This window comes from Arcicella rigui, assembly GCF_034929435.1.
GTDB classification, from domain to species: domain Bacteria; phylum Bacteroidota; class Bacteroidia; order Cytophagales; family Spirosomataceae; genus Arcicella; species Arcicella rigui.
Genome location: NZ_JAYFUM010000006.1, coordinates 220970 through 239835, shown reverse-complemented (window position 1 = coordinate 239835; position 18866 = coordinate 220970). Strand labels below are relative to the sequence as shown.

General features: G+C 36.7%; 17 protein-coding genes. All 17 read left to right on the top strand.

Annotation, left to right across the window (positions count from 1 at the left end):
- Positions 1-81 precede the first annotated feature (81 nt).
- The 17 genes from VB248_RS05985 (at position 82) to VB248_RS05905 (ending at position 18834) form a co-directional block, all read left to right on the top strand.
- Positions 82-1401: a TldD/PmbA family protein gene (locus VB248_RS05985; RefSeq protein WP_323295836.1), complete on the top strand. Its 1320-nt coding sequence runs from the start codon at positions 82-84 to the stop codon at positions 1399-1401.
- Positions 1402-1622: 221 nt separating this feature from the next.
- The gene (locus tag VB248_RS05980) at positions 1623-3263 is read left to right on the top strand and encodes a TldD/PmbA family protein (RefSeq protein ID WP_323295835.1); all 1641 of its coding nucleotides are present in this window, start codon (positions 1623-1625) and stop codon (positions 3261-3263) included.
- 227 nt (positions 3264-3490) lie between these two features.
- A complete protein-coding gene (locus tag VB248_RS05975) occupies positions 3491-4828 on the top strand; it encodes a TldD/PmbA family protein (protein ID WP_323295834.1) in 1338 nt (445 codons plus the stop codon).
- Between the two features lie 131 nt (positions 4829-4959).
- Positions 4960-5574: a DUF4159 domain-containing protein gene (locus tag VB248_RS05970; RefSeq protein ID WP_323295833.1), complete on the top strand. Its 615-nt coding sequence runs from the start codon at positions 4960-4962 to the stop codon at positions 5572-5574.
- A gap of 4 nt (positions 5575-5578) precedes the next feature.
- Complete coding sequence (locus VB248_RS05965; protein ID WP_323295832.1) at positions 5579-6553, top strand: AAA family ATPase; 975 nt, start codon at positions 5579-5581, stop codon at positions 6551-6553.
- Between the two features lie 35 nt (positions 6554-6588).
- Positions 6589-7050, top strand: coding sequence for an IS200/IS605 family transposase (gene tnpA, locus VB248_RS05960; RefSeq protein ID WP_323295831.1), 462 nt, complete (start codon positions 6589-6591; stop codon positions 7048-7050).
- A gap of 230 nt (positions 7051-7280) precedes the next feature.
- Entirely contained in the window at positions 7281-8132 is an 852-nt protein-coding gene (locus VB248_RS05955) for a DUF58 domain-containing protein (RefSeq protein WP_323295830.1), read from the top strand.
- A 105-nt stretch (positions 8133-8237) separates the two neighbouring features.
- Complete coding sequence (locus tag VB248_RS05950) at positions 8238-9440, top strand: BatA domain-containing protein (RefSeq protein ID WP_323295829.1); 1203 nt, start codon at positions 8238-8240, stop codon at positions 9438-9440.
- On the top strand, positions 9437-11641 hold the full coding sequence (locus VB248_RS05945; protein WP_323295828.1) for a hypothetical protein: 2205 nt from the start codon (positions 9437-9439) through the stop codon (positions 11639-11641). Before VB248_RS05950 ends, VB248_RS05945 begins: the two co-directional genes overlap by 4 nt.
- A 27-nt stretch (positions 11642-11668) precedes the next feature.
- Positions 11669-13321 (top strand): hypothetical protein, encoded by a 1653-nt coding sequence (locus VB248_RS05940; protein WP_323295827.1) that lies wholly within the window; start codon positions 11669-11671, stop codon positions 13319-13321.
- A gap of 239 nt (positions 13322-13560) precedes the next feature.
- Positions 13561-13902, top strand: coding sequence for a hypothetical protein (locus VB248_RS05935; RefSeq protein WP_323295826.1), 342 nt, complete (start codon positions 13561-13563; stop codon positions 13900-13902).
- A 117-nt stretch (positions 13903-14019) separates the two neighbouring features.
- Complete coding sequence (locus VB248_RS05930) at positions 14020-14385, top strand: hypothetical protein (protein WP_323295825.1); 366 nt, start codon at positions 14020-14022, stop codon at positions 14383-14385.
- 5 nt (positions 14386-14390) lie between these two features.
- Positions 14391-15011 carry a TetR/AcrR family transcriptional regulator gene (locus tag VB248_RS05925; protein ID WP_323295824.1) on the top strand — a complete coding sequence of 207 codons (621 nt, stop codon included), beginning with the start codon at positions 14391-14393 and terminating at the stop codon, positions 15009-15011.
- Between the two features lie 213 nt (positions 15012-15224).
- Positions 15225-16205 carry an NADH-quinone oxidoreductase subunit B family protein gene (locus tag VB248_RS05920; RefSeq protein WP_323295823.1) on the top strand — a complete coding sequence of 327 codons (981 nt, stop codon included), beginning with the start codon at positions 15225-15227 and terminating at the stop codon, positions 16203-16205.
- Between the two features lie 131 nt (positions 16206-16336).
- On the top strand, positions 16337-17929 hold the full coding sequence (locus VB248_RS05915; RefSeq protein ID WP_323295822.1) for a nickel-dependent hydrogenase large subunit: 1593 nt from the start codon (positions 16337-16339) through the stop codon (positions 17927-17929).
- A gap of 80 nt (positions 17930-18009) precedes the next feature.
- Complete coding sequence (locus tag VB248_RS05910; protein WP_323295821.1) at positions 18010-18516, top strand: hydrogenase maturation protease; 507 nt, start codon at positions 18010-18012, stop codon at positions 18514-18516.
- Positions 18517-18519: 3 nt separating this feature from the next.
- The gene (locus VB248_RS05905; RefSeq protein WP_323295820.1) at positions 18520-18834 is read left to right on the top strand and encodes a hypothetical protein; all 315 of its coding nucleotides are present in this window, start codon (positions 18520-18522) and stop codon (positions 18832-18834) included.
- Positions 18835-18866 lie beyond the last annotated feature (32 nt).

Below are 18866 nucleotides of genomic sequence, written 5' to 3'. Positions count from 1 at the left end.
CTCAAAACTTAAAAAAAGCTAAAAATAAAAGCTCAATGCTTACAGCTCACAGCTTTCAACTTTAATCTCGCAAAAAAGAAAATGTCAAATATATTATCAAAAGAAGAAGCTAAAAAGATAATCGACAAGGTTTTAGCCTTCTCGAAAGCAGATGAAATGAGTGTGGCTTTGAACGGAAGTCGCACAGGAAATATTCGTTATGCCCGAAATTCTGTTTCTACCAGTGGCGAGTCGCTTGACCTCTCTTTGGCAGTGACAGCAGTATTTGGCAAACGCTCTGGCACAGCCACCATCAATGAATTTGATGATAAATCTTTAGAAAAAACCGTTAGAAGAGCCGAGGAAATAGCAGGTTTAGCTCCCGAAAACCCTGAGTATGTGCCAATGCTTGGCCCACAAAAGTATTTAGATACCAACACTTTTGCCCAAAGTACTGCCAATATCGACCCAGATTATCGTGCTAAAGCCGCTTTTGAAAGTATCGACCCTTGTTCAAAAAAGGGACTTACTGCCGCTGGATACTTAGAAGATTCTTCGGGTTTTACAGCCATTGGCAATAGCAAAGGACTTTTTGCGTACAACAAATCTACTTCGGTAGATTTCTCAATCACCGTTCGTACTGCCGACGGCTTGGGGTCTGGCTATGCCATTCGTGATTTTAATGATGTTTCAAAATTAAATACTAAATCCGCTACCGAAGTAGCCATGCAAAAAGCTTTGGCTTCAAGTTCGGCAAAGGCTTTAGAACCCGGAAAATATACTGTAATTCTTGAACCTGCCGCTTCGATTGATTTATTACAAAATATGATGCGAAGCATGGATGCCAGAAATGCCGATGAGGGTAGAAGTTTCTTGAGCAAAAAAGGTGGCGGCACTCGTTTGGGTGAAAAATTATTTGACGAAAGAGTAAACATTTTCTCAGACCCTACCAACCTCGAAATTCCTAAAGCTGGTTTTTCAGGTGATGGTCGTCCGCAAGAAAAAATTTATTGGATTGAGAACGGGGTAGTAAAAAACCTTACTTATTCAAGATTTTGGGCAGAGAAAAAAGGCGTAAAAGCTACGCCACCGCCATCAGGTTTTATCATGGCAGGCGGTACAGAATCTTTGGCGGATTTAATCAAAGGAACTGAAAAAGGAATTTTGGTTACTCGTTTTTGGTACATTCGTGCGGTTGACCCACAAACATTACTATACACAGGACTTACCCGTGACGGTACTTTTTATATCGAAAAAGGACAAATTAAATACCCAATCAAAAACTTTAGATTCAACGAAAGTCCAGTGATTATGTTGAATAATTTAGAGGCAATGGGCGTTCCGATGAGAGTAGGAGGTTGCTTAGTACCACCATTAAAAATAAGAGATTTTACTTTCAGTAGCTTATCTGATGCTGTTTAATTAAAAAAGGTGAATGGTGTTTTACTATAACCATTCACCTTCTTTTTTTGACCATTCATCAAAATCATCTTTGTCATTAATCGTTTATCTTCATCAATAGAATATATTTAGGTATTTGGGAAAAACTTACTCAAGGAAGAAAAATTCTTTAAGTATAAAAGCTCATGGAGTTTTCAACCAAATTTTTCCTAAATCTATTCAACTAAAAAACTAAAGAAACCTTGAAAAGAAGAGATTTTATTCAATTGTCAGGTCTGGGAATGGGCGGCATGATGCTGTCTAATATTCCAATGATGGGAAGACCTGTTTCGGCAGAAGCTCTTTTAGATGGGGCAGTAGATGTTGCCACTAAAAAGCGTTTAGCTGATGCGGCACTCAATGCTGCCAAAGCAAAAGGAGCAACTTACACGGATGTTCGGATTGGGCGTTACTTGAACCAATTTGTGGTGACTCGTGAAAACAAAGTCCAGAACATCGTCAATACTGAATCTTATGGTGTTGGTGTGCGTGTAATTGCGAATGGTTGTTGGGGCTTTGCCGCTGTGGTAGATGCCAAGTCGGAAGCAGATACCGCCAGAGCAGCCGAACAAGCAGTGGCTATTGCGAAAGCAAATGCCAAATTAATGACAAACCCCGTTGTACTTGCTCCCCAAAAAGGCTACGGTGAAGTAAGCTGGAAAGCTCCAATCCAGAAAAATGCTTTTGAAGTACCTATCAAAGAAAAAGTTGATTTACTCCTCAATGTCAACGATGCGGCGATGAAAAACGGAGCAAATTACGTGAATTCGGTTATGTTTTTGGTGAACGAACAAAAGTATTTTGCTTCTTCTGATGGTTCGTACATCGACCAAGACATTCACAGAATTTGGCCTACTTTCAACGTTACGGCTATCGACCCAAAATCAGGGAAATTTGAAACCCGCCAAACCCTAAGTGCTCCAATGGGAATGGGCTACGAATACCTTCAAGCAAATCCTGCCGATAAAGTAACGGGTATCACTACTCGTTATAATAAAGGTTATGATATGTTGGAAGATATTATTTCAGCATCAAAACAAGCCAAAGAAAAACTAACTGCAAAATCGGTTGAAGCGGGCAAATACGATTTAATTCTTGACCCATCTCACCTTTGGTTGACTATCCACGAATCAGTTGGTCACCCCTTAGAACTTGACCGTGTTTTAGGTTACGAAGCCAATTTCGCAGGTACTTCTTTTGCGACTTTGGATAAATGGCAAAGTAAAAACTTCAATTATGGTAGTAAAGAAGTAAACCTTTTTGCTGATAAAACGCAAGTAGGCTCGCTTGGTGCTGTGGGTTGGGATGACGAAGGCGTAAAAACAAAACGTTGGGATTTAGTAAAAGAGGGTACCTTGGTAAATTACCAAGCCATTCGTGACCAAGTACATATTCTTGGCGAAAATGAATCTCATGGTTGTTGTTATGCAGATAGCTGGTCGTCGGTACAGTTCCAACGTATGGCGAACGTTTCACTTGCCGCAGGAAAAACACCTTTGTCGGTAGAAGAAATGATTAAAGATGTTAAAAAAGGAATTTATATTATCGGTGATGGTTCGTTCTCGATTGACCAACAGCGTTATAATTTCCAATTTGGCGGACAGTTGTTTTATGAAATTAAAGATGGAAAAATTGTAGGTATGCTAAAAGACGTGGCTTATCAATCTAATACACAAGAATTCTGGAATTCATGTGTAAAGGTATGTGATGAGCGTGATTATCGTTTAGGCGGTTCATTCTTTGACGGAAAAGGTCAACCAATGCAATCGAGTGCGGTGTCACACGGAAGTTCAACAGCACGCTTCAATGGCGTAAATGTGATTAATACAGCACGGAAAATTTAGGATAGCCATGAGCTACGAGCCTTTAGCTTTGAGCTTTCATTTAATACTAAAAGCAAATTAGGGTAGTGAATTTTTATTGTTTTAACTTATTTGTAATAAATAACTTACGAGTATTAGAAATTTCAAAGCTCAATCTTTTTAGTATAAAAAGTAATAATTGATAAAAACTCATAGCTCATTTCTCACAGCTTAAAGCTGAAAAAAACTCTTTAATCTCAAAACAAACCATGTCAATTATATTAACTGAAAGTGAAGCTAAAGCCTTATTGACTAAGGTATTAAGCTTTTCAAAGGCAGATGAATGCGAAGTAAACCTCTTGGGAGAAGAAAGAGGAAACTTACGCTATGCCCGTAATGAAGTATCAACCAGTGGTGCTTTAACTAACCAAAACCTTACAGTACAGTCGGCTTTTGGGAAAAAAGTTGGCGTTGCAACGATTGATGAATTTGATGACGCTTCTTTAGAAAAAGTAGTTCGTCGTTCGGAAGAATTAGCTCGTCTTGCTCCCGAAAATCCAGAATATGTAGGCGTACTTGGCCCACAAACTTATATTCCTTCAAATGGTTATGTAGAAGCTACGGCAAATGTAAGCCCCGATACTCGTGCCGAAGTAGTGAATAAAAGTCTTCAATTATCCAGAGAACAAAAATTAGTTGCCGCAGGATTTCTTGAAGACCAAAAAGGCTACAATGCCATGATGAATTCAAAGGGACTTTTTGCGTATTACAAAAGTACCAATGTGAATTTTTCATTGACTGTTCGTACCGAAGACGGAACAGGTTCGGGCTATGTAGTAAAAGGCTATAATGATGTTTCAAAATTAGATTCAGTAGCCATTACCAAAACAGCTATTCAAAAATCTTTAGGTTCAAAAGGAGCAAGAGCTTTAGAACCCGGTAAATATACTGTGATTTTAGAACCAACTGCAGCGGCTGTTTTATTAGAAAATATCTATTTTGATATGGATGCCAGAAGTGCTGATGAAGGGCGTTCTTTTTTCAGCAAACCGGGTGGAAAAACCAAATTAGGGGAAAAAATTGTAGATGAAAGAGTAAACTTCTTTTCAGACCCTACTTATCCAGAATTACCTGCAGCTTCGTGGTCTGGCGATGGTCAGCCACAAGGCAAAATGATGTGGATTGAAAGAGGAGTAGTGAAAAATTTGGCTTATTCGAGATATTGGGCAAAAGAGAAAGGCGTAAAACCTGTGCCATATCCAAATAATATGATTATGGCTGGCGGAACGGCTACTTTGGAAGAAATGATCAAGAGTACACAAAGAGGTATTTTGGTAACAAAACTTTGGTACATTCGCCCCGTTGACCCTCAAACGCTTTTATTAACAGGACTTACTCGTGACGGTACTTTTTATATTGAAGATGGAAAAATCAAGTATCCGATTAAAAATTTCCGTTTTAACGAAAGTCCAATTATTATGCTCAATAACCTTGAAATGTTAGGAAAAGCAGAACGAGTAGTAAGTACGGAATCGAATCAAAATTACATAGTACCACCGATGAAAATCAGAGAATTTACATTCTCTTCACTTTCGGATGCGGTTTAAAAGCTGTGAGCTATAAGCCTTGAGCGATGAGCTTTTTTGTAGCATTTTGCGAACAGAATTGAGCTAAAAACTATAAGTTGAAAGCTCAATTCTCAAAGCTTATAGCTCATCGCTTAAAGCATTAAAAAATTATGAAACCATTTACCTTTACAAGAATTCAATATACTTCTGGAGATTGGGATACTGACCAACGAATGCCTTCCAATATTCTCAATTCTTTGGTAGAATATACAACCATTCCCATTGATGAAAAGGAAAAAGTGGTGCTTTTGAGTAGCAATGAAATCTTCAAAAGTCCTTTTTGCTATTTGAGTGGGCATAAATTGGTAGAATTTTCCAGTAAAGAAAGAGACATTTTTCATAAGTATGTCCAAAATGGTGGTTTTGTCTTTGTGGATGATTGTAATCACGACATCGACGGACTTTTTGCCAAATCTTTTGAACAAGAAATGGCAAGAACTTTTGGAGAAAAGGCTCTTCAAAAAATCCCCAATACGCATCCAATCTATAATTGCTTTTTTCATTTTGAAGGGCCGCCAACAACCAGTTTTGAACTCAACGGTTGGGGCGACGACCTTGTGCATGACTACCTAAAAGCCATCATCATCAACGGACGAATCGGCGTTTTATACAGCAATAAAGATTACGGTTGCGAGTGGGACTACGACTTCAGAAACAAACGTTGGTTAGCTGAAGACAATACAAAGTTTGGAGTAAACATCATCAACTACGCATTGAGCGTCTAATAATTTGGAAACTAAAGACCTTACTTATTTTAAAACATTAGTGGCAAAACTGCCTTTGCTAAAAAAAGAAATTGCCAAAGTAATCGTCGGACAGCAAGAAGCGATTGACGAAATATTGATTTCACTCTTGGCTGGTGGACATTGTTTGCTTGAAGGCGTACCCGGTTTAGCAAAAACTTTGATGGTAAAAACCATTTCAGAAGCCTTAGAAATGTCTTTCAAAAGAGTACAATTCACGCCAGATTTAATGCCGGGCGATATTGTAGGAACTGAAATTTTGGAAGAAGACCACGAAACAGGAAAGAAATTCTTCAAATTCAACAAAGGGCCAATCTTCGCCAATATCGTTTTGGCAGATGAAATCAACCGAACACCACCCAAAACACAAGCCGCTTTGTTGGAAGCCATGCAAGAGTACAAAGTAACTTATGCAGGTACAAACTACGATTTACCCAAGCCTTTTTTGATTATTGCTACGCAAAATCCCATCGAACAAGCGGGTACTTATCCATTGCCAGAAGCACAACTCGACCGTTTTTTATTGTATATCAAATTGGGTTATCCATCAGAAACCGAAGAATTACAAGTATTGAAAAGTACAACGGGTGTCGGCAAAAAGGATTTGAAAAATATCATGTCGGATGAAGAAATCCTTGCACTTCAACAATTGACTCGTCAGGTACATATTAGCGAAGAATTGATTGTGAAAATCAATCAAATTGTTCGTTCAACTCGCCCAGCCAGTACTACTGCTGCTTTTGTAAAACAATGGTGCGATTGGGGAGCAGGCCCACGAGCAGGACAAGCCTTAGTACTTTGTGCCAAAGCCAGAGCCGTTTTGAACGAACGTTTTTCTGTATTGCCCGAAGACATTCACACACTCGCTTTCCCGATTTTAAGACACCGAATCGCCCTCAATTTCAGAGCCGATGCCGAAGGAATTACGACGGATGATGTGATAAAGGAGATTTTGAAATAGTCAAAATTTACATTAAAATCTACATAAATACCTGTATGGCAAATACTTATAGTCAAATACACTTGCACATTATTTTTGCTGTAAAATACAGACAAAGTATCATTCACAATTCATGGAAAGATGAACTTTACCGTTATATTTCTGGAATTGTGCAGCATAATAAACATAAGATGATTGCCATAAATGGTATGCCAGACCACATTCATTTATTGATTGGTATGAGACCAACTCAATCTATTTCTGAGTTGTTGCAGGATATAAAAGGAAGCTCTTCAAAATGGATAAATGAAAAGAAATTTATCAAAAGTAGGTTTGAATGGCAAGAAGGCTATGGAGTATTTTCTTATGGAAAATCTCAAATTAAGAATGTAATTACCTACATTGAAAACCAAGAGGAACACCATAAGAAAAAGACCTTTAGGGAAGAGTATCTTGAATTTTTGAAAATTTTTGAAATTGATTTCGATGAGAAATACATTTTTAAAGAACTTCAATAGATAATGTCATCCCTACGGGATTTTTAGGTGTGCGAACATCTTCTTTTCTACCGATATGTAGTCTCTACGAGACTGATTTGGTAGATTGAAAAAGTCCCGTTAGGGATTAAATATCGGTAAAACGGGGAAAGCATTTTCAACAAATAAATCCCGTTAGGGATTAAATATCGGTAGCAAAAGCGAACAAGACACAAGTTAAAAGTCCCGTTAGGGACGATATAAAAACATTCATGCACGAATTAATCAAACTCAACAACCTTCAACTCGCTGGAAGATTAGTCAGTGAGCAATTGATGTTGGGAATTCATCAAAGTAAACGCTTTGGCTATGGAATCGAATTTGAACAATACAAACATTATCAGGCTGGCGACGACCCGAAAAGAATCGACTGGAAACTGTACGCAAGAACGCAAAAGCATTTAGTCCGAGAATCTTCTACCGAAAGTAATTTTCATATCCGTTTTATTCTCGATTTATCCGCTTCGATGAATTACAGCGAAAACGGTATCAGTCGTTTAGAATATTGCAAAATACTTTTGGCTTCATTGGCGTATTTGGGTTATCGACAAGGCGATTTGATGAGTTTATATACTTTACAAAATGGCGAAATTCAGACTTTGGTAAGTGCAGGAAAACAATCTTTTCAACGCATTTTATACGAACTTGAAAAGGCACAAGCGAGTGGAGATTGGCAAAATGACAATCCAAAATTTCCCGTTTTTCAACAAAAGCAAAAGGAAATCGTCATTTTTGCCTCAGATTTCTTACAAATCAATGATGAATGGCTCAATTTTATTCAAAATATTGCTAATCCACATCGTGAAGTAATGGTTTTTCAGGTACTCGGAAAACAAGAAATGAACTTCGATTTAAAGGGTTTTTATCGTTTTAAAGATTTGGAAACGGGCAAAGAAATTGAGTTACAAGCCGAAAGTATCAAAGAAGAAGTACTCGAAAACGCAAAAAAATATCTTAAAAATTTAGATACAGCCTTACAAATTCCTTTTGTCTATTTGTTGAGAACAGATTTTGAAGAAGCCATCGCCAACGTAATCAGCGAATCTTTGAAGAAAAGGAGGTAGGTTTGGTGCTTTAGGCAGTAGACTTTAGGCTATATGCTTTGTTTGAGTTTGATTACTTGCCTAAAGCTTACTGCTTATAGCATAAAGCATAAAACAAAATAAAAAATGGAATTATTAAATCCTTTGATGTTGTGGGGAAGCTTGGCGATTTCAATTCCAATTGTGATTCATTTTTGGCATCAAAAAAAGGGAAAAATTATCGCTTGGGCAGCTACCAATTGGTTGATAGAAAAGAATCTCCAACAGTCAAGAGGCATTCGATTGGATAATTGGTTTCTCTTGATTTTGAGGTGTTTACTTTTGCTGATTCTGTGTTTTAAAATGGCTAAACCCATTTTAAAAGCCATTACTCATCAAAAAAATGAGCATAAAATTCACTTAGTACAGCCAAATGCTTTATTGGTTCAGAATTACCAATTTGAATTAGAAAATGCCTTGAAAAAAGGTGAAAAATGTTATTGGATTAATGCCAAAATTGAACCCATTACAGATTTAAAAGCCTTGCCTAATGCTGAAAAATTAGAGGTAAAAACGCTTCAAAATGCTTTGAATGAAGTAGAAAAAACAATGGATGAGGAAAGTCTGGAATTGTACTTTACCAACCAACAAAGCTTGGCTAATTTGTCCCAGATTTTTGTACCAAGTCAGTTTAATATTCATGTTTTTGCAGATTCAACGACTGATAAATCTAAGGCTTTTTTAGCTTTTTCACCGACGAACAAAGTCTTTGTTGGCGAAGATAATCAACTTAAAAGTGGCAGTTCAACGATTAATGGCGTAGAGAAACATCAAGGAAAATTAAAAGTATTGATTGCCAACAAAAACGCACAAGAAAAGCAAAGTATTAAGGCGGCTTTAAAAGCACTTTCTGAGGTGTATCATTTTGATTTTCAGATAGAAGAACAAGAAAGAGCAAATACTTTTTATGACTTAATTTTTGATAATCAGCCAAGAAATACCCATACCGCAACGAATACTTTGTTCATTTTCTCAGGCGTATCAGCTTTTGAAAAACCGATACAAAACGAAGGCGGAAACAAAGTTTTTGTTGAAAATTTATTTATTGCAAGCAATGAAGAAATGGTTTATAATGCCACTTTTCCAGAATTTATCGGAGAAAAAATTATACAACATTTTGGTTTACAAAAATCAAAAAATACACTAAGTCATCAACAAATAAAAGCCTTGTTCAAGCTACAAGAATATCCTAAAAAAGCTATTAATACTTGGTTTACAAAAGTATTACTCTTGGTTTTTATAGGAATTTTGGGTTTAGAACGATGGATTGCCCTTACTAAAAATACATGAATCCATTCAAACAAATTATTCTGAAAGTTCATATACAACTGTACTTAATCGCTGTATTGAAAAGTACTTTGGTGGCAGGTGCGATGTTCTTTTTGATACTTTTAGCGACGAAATCCTACTTTTGGGCTTCGCTGTTAGCGGTTTCAGGCTTTTTTCTTATGGCATTTTGGACAAAACTTTTTCAGTACCGTGAACGAGATGCCATCGAAATTTTGCACCAAAAAATGGAAGATACAGAGTACAGTCTGGATTTATTGAAGGTTGAAAATCCAAATTTGGCAGAGCAATTACAGTTAGAAAGACTTTTTGCTAAATCGCCCCAAACGCCGTGGTTGATTCAGCCCAAAATTGCCTTATATTTTCTGTTTTTTTTCGCTGCTTGGGCTTTGTATGCTGGCTTTTCTACGAAACTTTTTTCAACTACCAGTACAGAAAACGTACTTGAAAATACTTCAAAAAGTACTCCAGAAGCCAAAGTCATTCCTCGTTTTCTGAATGCAACGTTGCACATTACTCCGCCCACTTATACGGCTTTGCCCGCTTCACATTCTGAAAATATGAATGCGATGGCAATTGCGGGTTCGATACTGAAATGGACTGCCAATGTGACAAGTACCGAAAATGTAAGCGTTAAATTGAGCAATAACAGAGGTGACGAAATCGCTTTTCAGAAAAACGGTGAAAAATTTGAGTACCAAGACCAATTATTAAGTTCTGGTTTGTATGCCCTGAAAGCCTATTGGAAAGATTCATTAATCTATCAATCAGACTATTATCGTTTGGAAGCTATTCCAGATTTAGCTCCAAAAATCGAACCTGCTTCAAAAGAATTATATACTTTTCATTTTTTGAAAAACCCTAAAAATATTCAGATTTCCGCTAAAATTTCCGATGATTTTTTGGTTAGTCAAGCTTTTATTGTGGCTACTTTGGCAAGAGGTTCGGGAGAAAATGTGAAGTTCAGAGAAGTGAAAATTCCGATTAGTACTGTCAATTTCAAGCAAACCAATGTGATAAAAAGCATTGATTTGAAGGCATTTAACTTTACGCCGGGCGATGAACTTTATTATTATTGGGCGGCTTTCGACAACAAACGACCAACGCCAAATTATACCAAATCAGATACCTATTTTATCGTTTATAAAGATACCACTCAGGCCGAAGAATCGGATTTGGCAACTATGGCGATGAATATCATGCCTGAGTATTTTAGAAGTCAGCGACAAATTATTATTGATACTGAAAAACTGATTGCCAAAAGAAAAAAATTGCCAAGTAAGGAATTTAACAGTATTTCAAATGAAATTGGTTTCGACCAAAAGGCTCTTCGACTTCGTTATGGACAGTATTTGGGCGAAGAATTTGAAAATAATATCGGGGGCGGTCATGCTTTACCGAGCGACGACGATGGTAAAGGTGATATTTTACAAGGCTTTCGCCATGCACATGACCAAGGTGAGCACGACCACGACGCAGGCGAAAAACACGAAGAACACGAGCATGACCACGGTGGCAACAAAGCTGATGATAACAAAGACCCTTTGGCAAGTATGTTGGCAGATTATGTCCACTCGCACGATGATGCCGAAGCGAATACTTTTTACGAGCAGTCAACTCGAAGTTTGTTGAAAATGGCTTTGGAACAAATGTGGCAGTCGGAATTACATTTACGAATGTACGAACCAGAGAAAGCCATTCCTTTTGAGAAAAAAGCATTGGAGTACCTAAAATCTGCCCAGCACAAAGCTCGAACTTTTGTGAAGAAAACCAGTTTCGACCCACCGCCAATTAAAGAAAAAGAAAAGCGTTTATCGGGCGAATTGACGAAGTTTAACGACAAATTTACTTATCAGAAAAATTACTCTCAGGCACAAATCGAAACACTGATTGCCGAAGTAATGAGTATTATTTCAAGTAAAAACCAAGCACAAAAACTCAAGCTTACAGAAAAACAAAAAGTATTGGCTTTAGGAAATATTTTGAGTGGAAAAATTCTGAACAGTAATTTATCAAGTTGGTCGATTTTGACTTCATTACAAAAAGTGGTAAACGACAAAAATCTAAGCCAAGAAGAAATAAGTACTTTAAAAACAAAGCTTTACGGTTTGGTGGACAAGACTTTGCCGAGTAAAAATAATCCTCGGAATGATTCTTATCTCAGTGAAAGGAAATTAGAAAAAGCTTTTTTGAAAAATTATTAATGTGTTTTATTAACACAAAAATCATCAATGAACGTATTCATCTTCCATATTTTCAGTGATTTTGAGCTTTTCGACTGGCTAATTACCTTAGCTTTGTTCGTATTGCTTGGTATTCAATTGACAATTTTATTCAGAAATAAACCCGAATTGTCGCTTCGTTTTTGGATAAAACTAAGTTTAAATCTTTTACTTTGGCTGACTGTTACTTTACTTTTTATTAATCCTGACATTGAGAAAAGTATGGATAGTAATAAAGTACTTTTGGTCAGTGAAAATATTCCGAAAGAGGAAATAAAGTTGATAAAAGATAGTTTGAAAATTTCTGAAACATTTAACCAAAAAGCATTCAATCGTTTACTCATTGAAAAACCCGAAATTGTAGAGCAATTAGGGAATGTTTATCTATTGGGACAAGATGCCCAGCCCGAAATTTTAAGTAAAATCTCCTCCAAAAATATTTATTGGATTCCATTTTTCCCAAAAGAAACACTTCAAGATTTGCATTGGAAAGCCATTCTTTACAAAGATGAAATACAAGAAGTATCGGGAAAAATTTATGTAGAAAAACCACAAATTATCAGGTTGAAATGGGCGAACAAAGTGTTAGACAGTTTGTCATTATCCAAAGGTTTTTCTTATTTTCGACTCAAAACGCCAACTTTTTCTGTTGGCAAAACAGATTTAAGCTTAGATTTAGCCGATAAAACTTTAGCAAAAATTCATTTTTTTTCAACAAGATATCAGCCACAGCATTACTTATTTGTACTAAGTAATCCGGATTTTGAGAGTAAGATTTTAGCAGATTGGTTGGGTAAAAATGGTAATATTGTAGAGACCATTGCAACGGTAGCTAAAAACACACAGAGTACATTTTCAATCAATCAATCAGGGAAATTTGTGCCAGATGTCATCATTACCGACCCTTCAAATGCTGGTAATACTTTGGTGAAAAAAGCCTTTGCCGAAGGAAAAAGTATTTTGTTTATCAATTTCGCCAATGCTGATTTAGCGGTAAAAAGTATCAATCAGCAATTGGGAACGAATTGGAAAATTACAAAAATTGATAATCAAGAAAACCGAAAAATTTCAGAGGATTTAACGGCTCAGTCTTATAAATTTCTTCCAAATACTTTTCAAAAAGAATTAGCAGAATACCCAGTGGCGATTCAGAAAAAAGTAGGGAAAGTGGCGATTAGCTTACTAAACGAAACTTTTCCGCTCATGCTCAGTGGCGATAGCATAAAGTATTCACGTATTTGGCAAAGTACTTTTCAAGCTTTGAATGCTCCGAAAGCTCATAATTTCAATCTCATCGGGCCAGTTTTTGTAGATGTTACAAAGGACTTTTCTGTAAATAGTACAAGCGACGCTTCCAATTTATTGATTGAAAAAGTCAGTAGTCAAAGTACTCAATCAGCCATTAATTCTAAGAGTTTTAACGCTAACTATATTTTTAGAAAAAAAGGCTGGAATCAGTTTCAAGATACTTTAGCCATTTTTGTTGAAGACAATACTTCGTCAATCGCCAAAGCAAAACAGCTTGCTCCTTATTTACAAACTTCAGTGATGGAAAATGTTTCTGAAAAAGCTCAAACATTCAGAAGTACTTTACCCGAATGGCTTTGGTTTGTGTTGATACTGCTACTTTTAACGGCTTTGTGGGTAGAACCAAAATTGTAGGTTTTCTGGGTAAAATATGTACATTTGATTAAAATTTTCAATTGAATACATTGTAAAATACAACAGGCTTGAACCAACAAGTGCATAGTTCCAGATACAATATTTGTTATTAATTTGATACTTTAGTGAATGAATAACAATCTGTATTAACAGTACGAAAAGTACCACAAACCTTTCGCATATTAGCGAGTTATGAAGTAGCTTAGAAGACCACAATGAAAAGAAAGTTTATAATCATATTGACAATTGCGATAACTGGACTTGCAACAACTTGGTATTTTGACATTTGGCATAAACCTGTTGAGACGATTGACGAACTAATAGGAATGAACTTCGACTACGCCCACAAACTATATTTCAAAACAGACCCAGAAAATCATTACAAAATAAATGTCAACTACCCCCTAAATGAATTTGATGGCGGGATTTATAAAAAAAGAAGTATCCTTAAAGACTCTATTGTTCACGTTTACACGTGGAGATTTATCAATCACAAACAAACAATCTGGGTAGGAGAAACAGAAATAATGAAAAGTGAAATAATAGACGCTAATAGATATAAAAACAGTATTAGATTTTGAAGAGTAAGAAGAAAGACCAAAGAAGATTTTGACGATTTTATGAGAACCACAGTATGTGTTGAGTAATTGAATAAAATTAATTTTGAACTTCATTTAGCGTTTTAATCTGCTAAAATTATGGTGGTTGACCCAAATTTTGAAATAGACAGTGCCGCCTACAATGCTTTATTGAATAGGCTCAATGAAGTACATAGCATTGATAAACAGGGAGATATGTCTGATTTTCAGATATTTTCAGATGACCAATGGCTTACAGATGCAGCCGTGATAGATTTTTTGAATTATACCAAAGGCGAATGGGCGGTCGAATTGGTTTTTGTCTGTTCAGAAAATTTTCAGAAATTTATCGTCAGAAGAATAACTTCTTATACTTGTCCTAAAAAAGCAGCCTTAGCTTCATCCTTAATGCGGAGAATTGCAGCAAAAGACCAAAGAGGAACGATTTTTGTGAATACTGATGGATTATTGATTTCAAATAATTAGCTGTAATGTACAATACCAAAGATAAAATACTTAATGCTTCAATCAGGCTTTTCAACGAATATGGAGTAGCAAGTGTTCGTCTGCAACAAATTGCGGACGAAACAGGCATTAGTGTTGGAAATTTGGCTTATCACTACAAAAACAAAGAAGCAATTTTATCGAGTGTTTACGACAGAATATTTAATGAATTCAGTGAGATATTGAGCAAATATCTTCAAAATCCTTCCTTTCTGGACTTTGATGTACAAGTGTCTGCCTATTTCAATTTCTTTGAAGATTACCAATTTTACATTTCTGACCTCTTCTCGAAAGAACACGCCGTTCCCGAAATCAAATTAAAGTGGCAACAGTTTATGAATAAAATGATTCTTCAAATCAACCGAAGAATTGATTTTTATGTGTCACAAGGCGATTTACGACCAGAGCCAAGTAAAGATACTTACCTAATTGTTTCGGAAGCAATGTGGATGAGTATTGTTTTTTGGATACCTCAGCAAACCATGCGTAATAAGCCCATTTCTGAAAAACGCTACAAAGAAGCACTGTGGAGTCATTTGAAGCCTTATTTTACCCAAAAAGGTAACGCACAGTTTTCTGATGTTATCCTTCCTATCTTAGTTAAATAAAGAAAACTGATTATTGTCATTTTTTTTCTCGTAAAAATCATAAATTTTTACAGTGCCTACCTTCATTAATTTTCAAAGATTATTGCTTTAAAAAGGTTCTGTATGCTATTGAGTTTAAAATAAATTAGAAAATTTTTTCTAATTTATTTTAAAAAGTTATATTTGTCCAAAGATTAATACTATTTCAAAACTCCTAATCAAAATTCACTCAACATGGCTAATGTATTATGGTTACAAGGAGGAGCGTGCAGTGGCAACACAATGTCGTTTCTCAACGCCGAAGAACCAACAGTCGTAGATCTGGTAACAGACTTTGGCGTAAATATCCTTTGGCATCCCTCAATTGGCTTAGAAATCGGTCACCAAGTGGTTGATTTATTAGAAAGCATTATTGCAGGAAAAGTACAATGTGATATTCTCGTTTACGAAGGAAGTATCATTCAAGGCCCTAAAAATACGGGAACAATGAACTACTTCTGCGACCGACCGATGAAAGACTGGGTGAGTGAATTAGCAGCGGTAGCGGGTTTTGTAGTAGCTATTGGTGATTGTGCTACTTGGGGTGGCATTCCAGCAGTAGCACCTAATCCGAGTGAATCGACAGGGATGCAGTTTTTGAAAAAGGAAAAAGGAGGATTTTTAGGAGCAAATTACGTATCAAAGGGCGGTTTGCCAGTTATCAATATTCCCGGTTGCCCTGCTCACCCCGATTGGATTACCCAAATTTTAGTAGCCATTTCTACGGGAAGAATAGGAGATGTATTACTGGATGATTATCATCGTCCGAAAACATTTTTTACAGATTTTGTTCAAACGGGTTGTACCAATGTAGTCAATTTTGCCAATAAAGTAGATGGAGGTTTTGGAAAAAGAGGGGGTTGTTTGTTTTATGAAGTAGGTTGTAGAGGCCCAATGACTCGGGCAAGTTGTAATAGAATTTTGTGGAATCGTCAGTCGAGTAAAACCCGTGCCAATCATCCATGTTTGGGTTGTACAGAGCCAGGTTTCCCACATCATGATTTAGTAAAAGGAAGCGTTTTCAAAACCATGAAATACATGGGATTCTTGCCACAAGAAGTACCAACTGGCAATTCAAAAGTAGGCTATTACATGAGAGCAGGTTTTGAAAAAATAATGGGCGGTGTTGAAAATATTTTAGGCACAGACCAAGCTCATAAAGAAACCTCAATTTAAGTGATGAGTTGTGAGTGATGAATTGTGAATGGTTTACCGAAGATGTTTAAAATGATGAATTACAATACTTTAGTTCATCATATTTTAGAATTACTAAAATCTAAAAGAGTCAATTTTACTAAAATAAAACAATGGCAATTACAAAAGAACTTAATATATCCCCCGTTGGTCGTGTTGAAGGAGATTTAGATGTAAAAGTATATATGGAGGATGGCGTGGTGACACGAGCCCATACTCAGGCGGCAATGTTTAGGGGTTTTGAACAAATCATGGCAGGCAAAGATCCACAATCTGGGCTTATCGTAACGCCAAGAATTTGCGGCATTTGTGGCGGTTCTCACTTATACTGTGCATCGTCGGCATTGGATACTGTTTGGCAAACTTCACTTGCCCCAAATGCCCTTTTACTCAGAGCTTTAGGTCAAGCTTGCGAAACTATTCAAAGTATTCCAAGATGGTTTTATGCCATATTTGCTACTGATATGGCAAATAAAAAATTTGCTAACAAACCCCTTTACGCCGAAGTAGTAAAACGCTGGGCGGCTTATGTAGGTACTTCTTTCCAAAAAGGAGTTACAGCCAGTGCTTTGCCAGTGCAAGTATATGCTCTTTTTGGCGGACAGTGGCCACATTCAAGCTACATGGTGCCGGGTGGCGTTATGTGTGCTCCTACGCTAAAAGACATCACCAGAGCTCATGCGATTATGAATCAATTTAGAAAAGATTGGCTTGAGTCTATCTTTTTGGGTTGTTCTATTGACCGATATATGCAGATAAAAACTTGGGACGATATGTTGGCTTGGGTTGAAGAAAATGAGTCACAGAAAAATTCTGATTTGGGTTTGTTTATCCGTGCTGGTATTGAATTTGGACTTCATAAGTTTGGTCAAGGTGTTGGAAAATTTATTGCTTACGGTACTTACATCCATAAAGATAAATGGAATAAACCAACGATTGATACTCGTCAAGATGCAGTAATTAGTCCGGGTGGATTTTGGGATGGCGAAAAGTATTTTCCAATGAATCATTTGGATATTCAAGAACACGTAAAACACGCTTGGTATGCCGATGTGGCGGCAGCTCACCCGTGGGACGAGCCATTGCCTACGCCGCTTCCTTCTCAGAATCTTGAAAATACCAATTTTAATTCTAAATATAGCTGGTCAAAAGCACCTCGTTATATGAATTATGCAGCAGAAGCAGGGCCATTATCAAGAGTAATTATGAATGCTAATCCTGATAATTTACCACATCAAATTCAAGACCCATTATTTGGTGACATTATGGAAAAATTAGGACCAAGTGTATTTACTCGCACTTTGGCACGTTTGCACGAAGCTCCAAGACTTTACAATTATATCGACGAATGGTTGCGACAAGTAGATTTGAATGGTGATTTTTATATCAAACCAGAAGAAAAAGACGGCAAAGGTTTTGGCTGTACAGAAGCTGCCCGTGGTGCTTTGGCTCACTGGATTGAAATTGAAAATGGCGTTATCAAAAACTATCAAGTAATGGCACCAACTACTTGGAATGTAGGCCCAAGCGATGATTCTGGAAACCCGGGCCCAATCGAAGCTGCTTTGGAAGGAACAGAAATCGAAGACCCACACGACCCTGTTGAAGTAGGTTTAGTGGCTCGTTCATTCGACTCTTGTTTGGTTTGTACTGTACACGCTCACGACCAAAAAAGTGGCAAAGAATTATCACGATTTAAGTTATAAATTATGACATCACAAAAGCCCTTCTTGGATTTAAAGAAGGGCTTTTGATAGAAATTACTTCACAATAAATTAAAAATTACATGATTTCATCTAACAAAGAGAATACTCGTATAGCCATTATGGGTTTTGGAAATCCTTGTAGGAGCGATGATGCCATTGGCTGTTATGTGATTGAACAACTCAGAAAAGAATTTAAAGACTCAGAAAATATCAGTTTGTTTGATATGGGAACGAGTGCCTTTGAAGTACTTTTTCAGTTGGAAGGTCATCAGGTAATTCGTATTGTTGATGCCGTCATTAATACCAACGAAGCCCCCGGAACTTTATACAAAGTACCAGCTAATGAAATCCACGGGGCAATTCAAGACGACCCAATGGTTTTCTTGCATAGTATGAAATGGGATCAAGCACTTTCTTATGCAAAAAAAATATTGAGAGAAAATTTTCCTGATGACATTCAAGTCTATCTGATTGCGGTTGATAACCTACAATTTGAAGTTGAACTTTCGGAGGCAGTGCAAGCCGCAGGCGACAAAGTAGTAGAATTGATTAAAGAAGAATTGAATGTTTTTGAAAAATCAATCTGACAAATGGCGGGTATTTCACTGAAAAGTAATCATCTATTAATTGATTCAAGCATCGTTGCCTCAGTTTTGGCAGATGAAGTACAAGTAAATTTGGTCTATTATCCTGAAAGAAATACAATTTTAATAGCAGCCAAATCGAAAGTATTTTTTGAAAAAATGCACCAAGAGGCCCATTGGATGACCTTAAAAACCAAAAATGCTAAAGGCGATAAATCTTTAGCCATTCACGAAATTTTGATTGATAATGACTTAGACGACGAAGACCGAGAACTTGATTTTGAGGTAAAAAGTACAGGCATTATCGCCATTAATTTATAACCGAACTACTCAATAATTCACCAATTACAGAA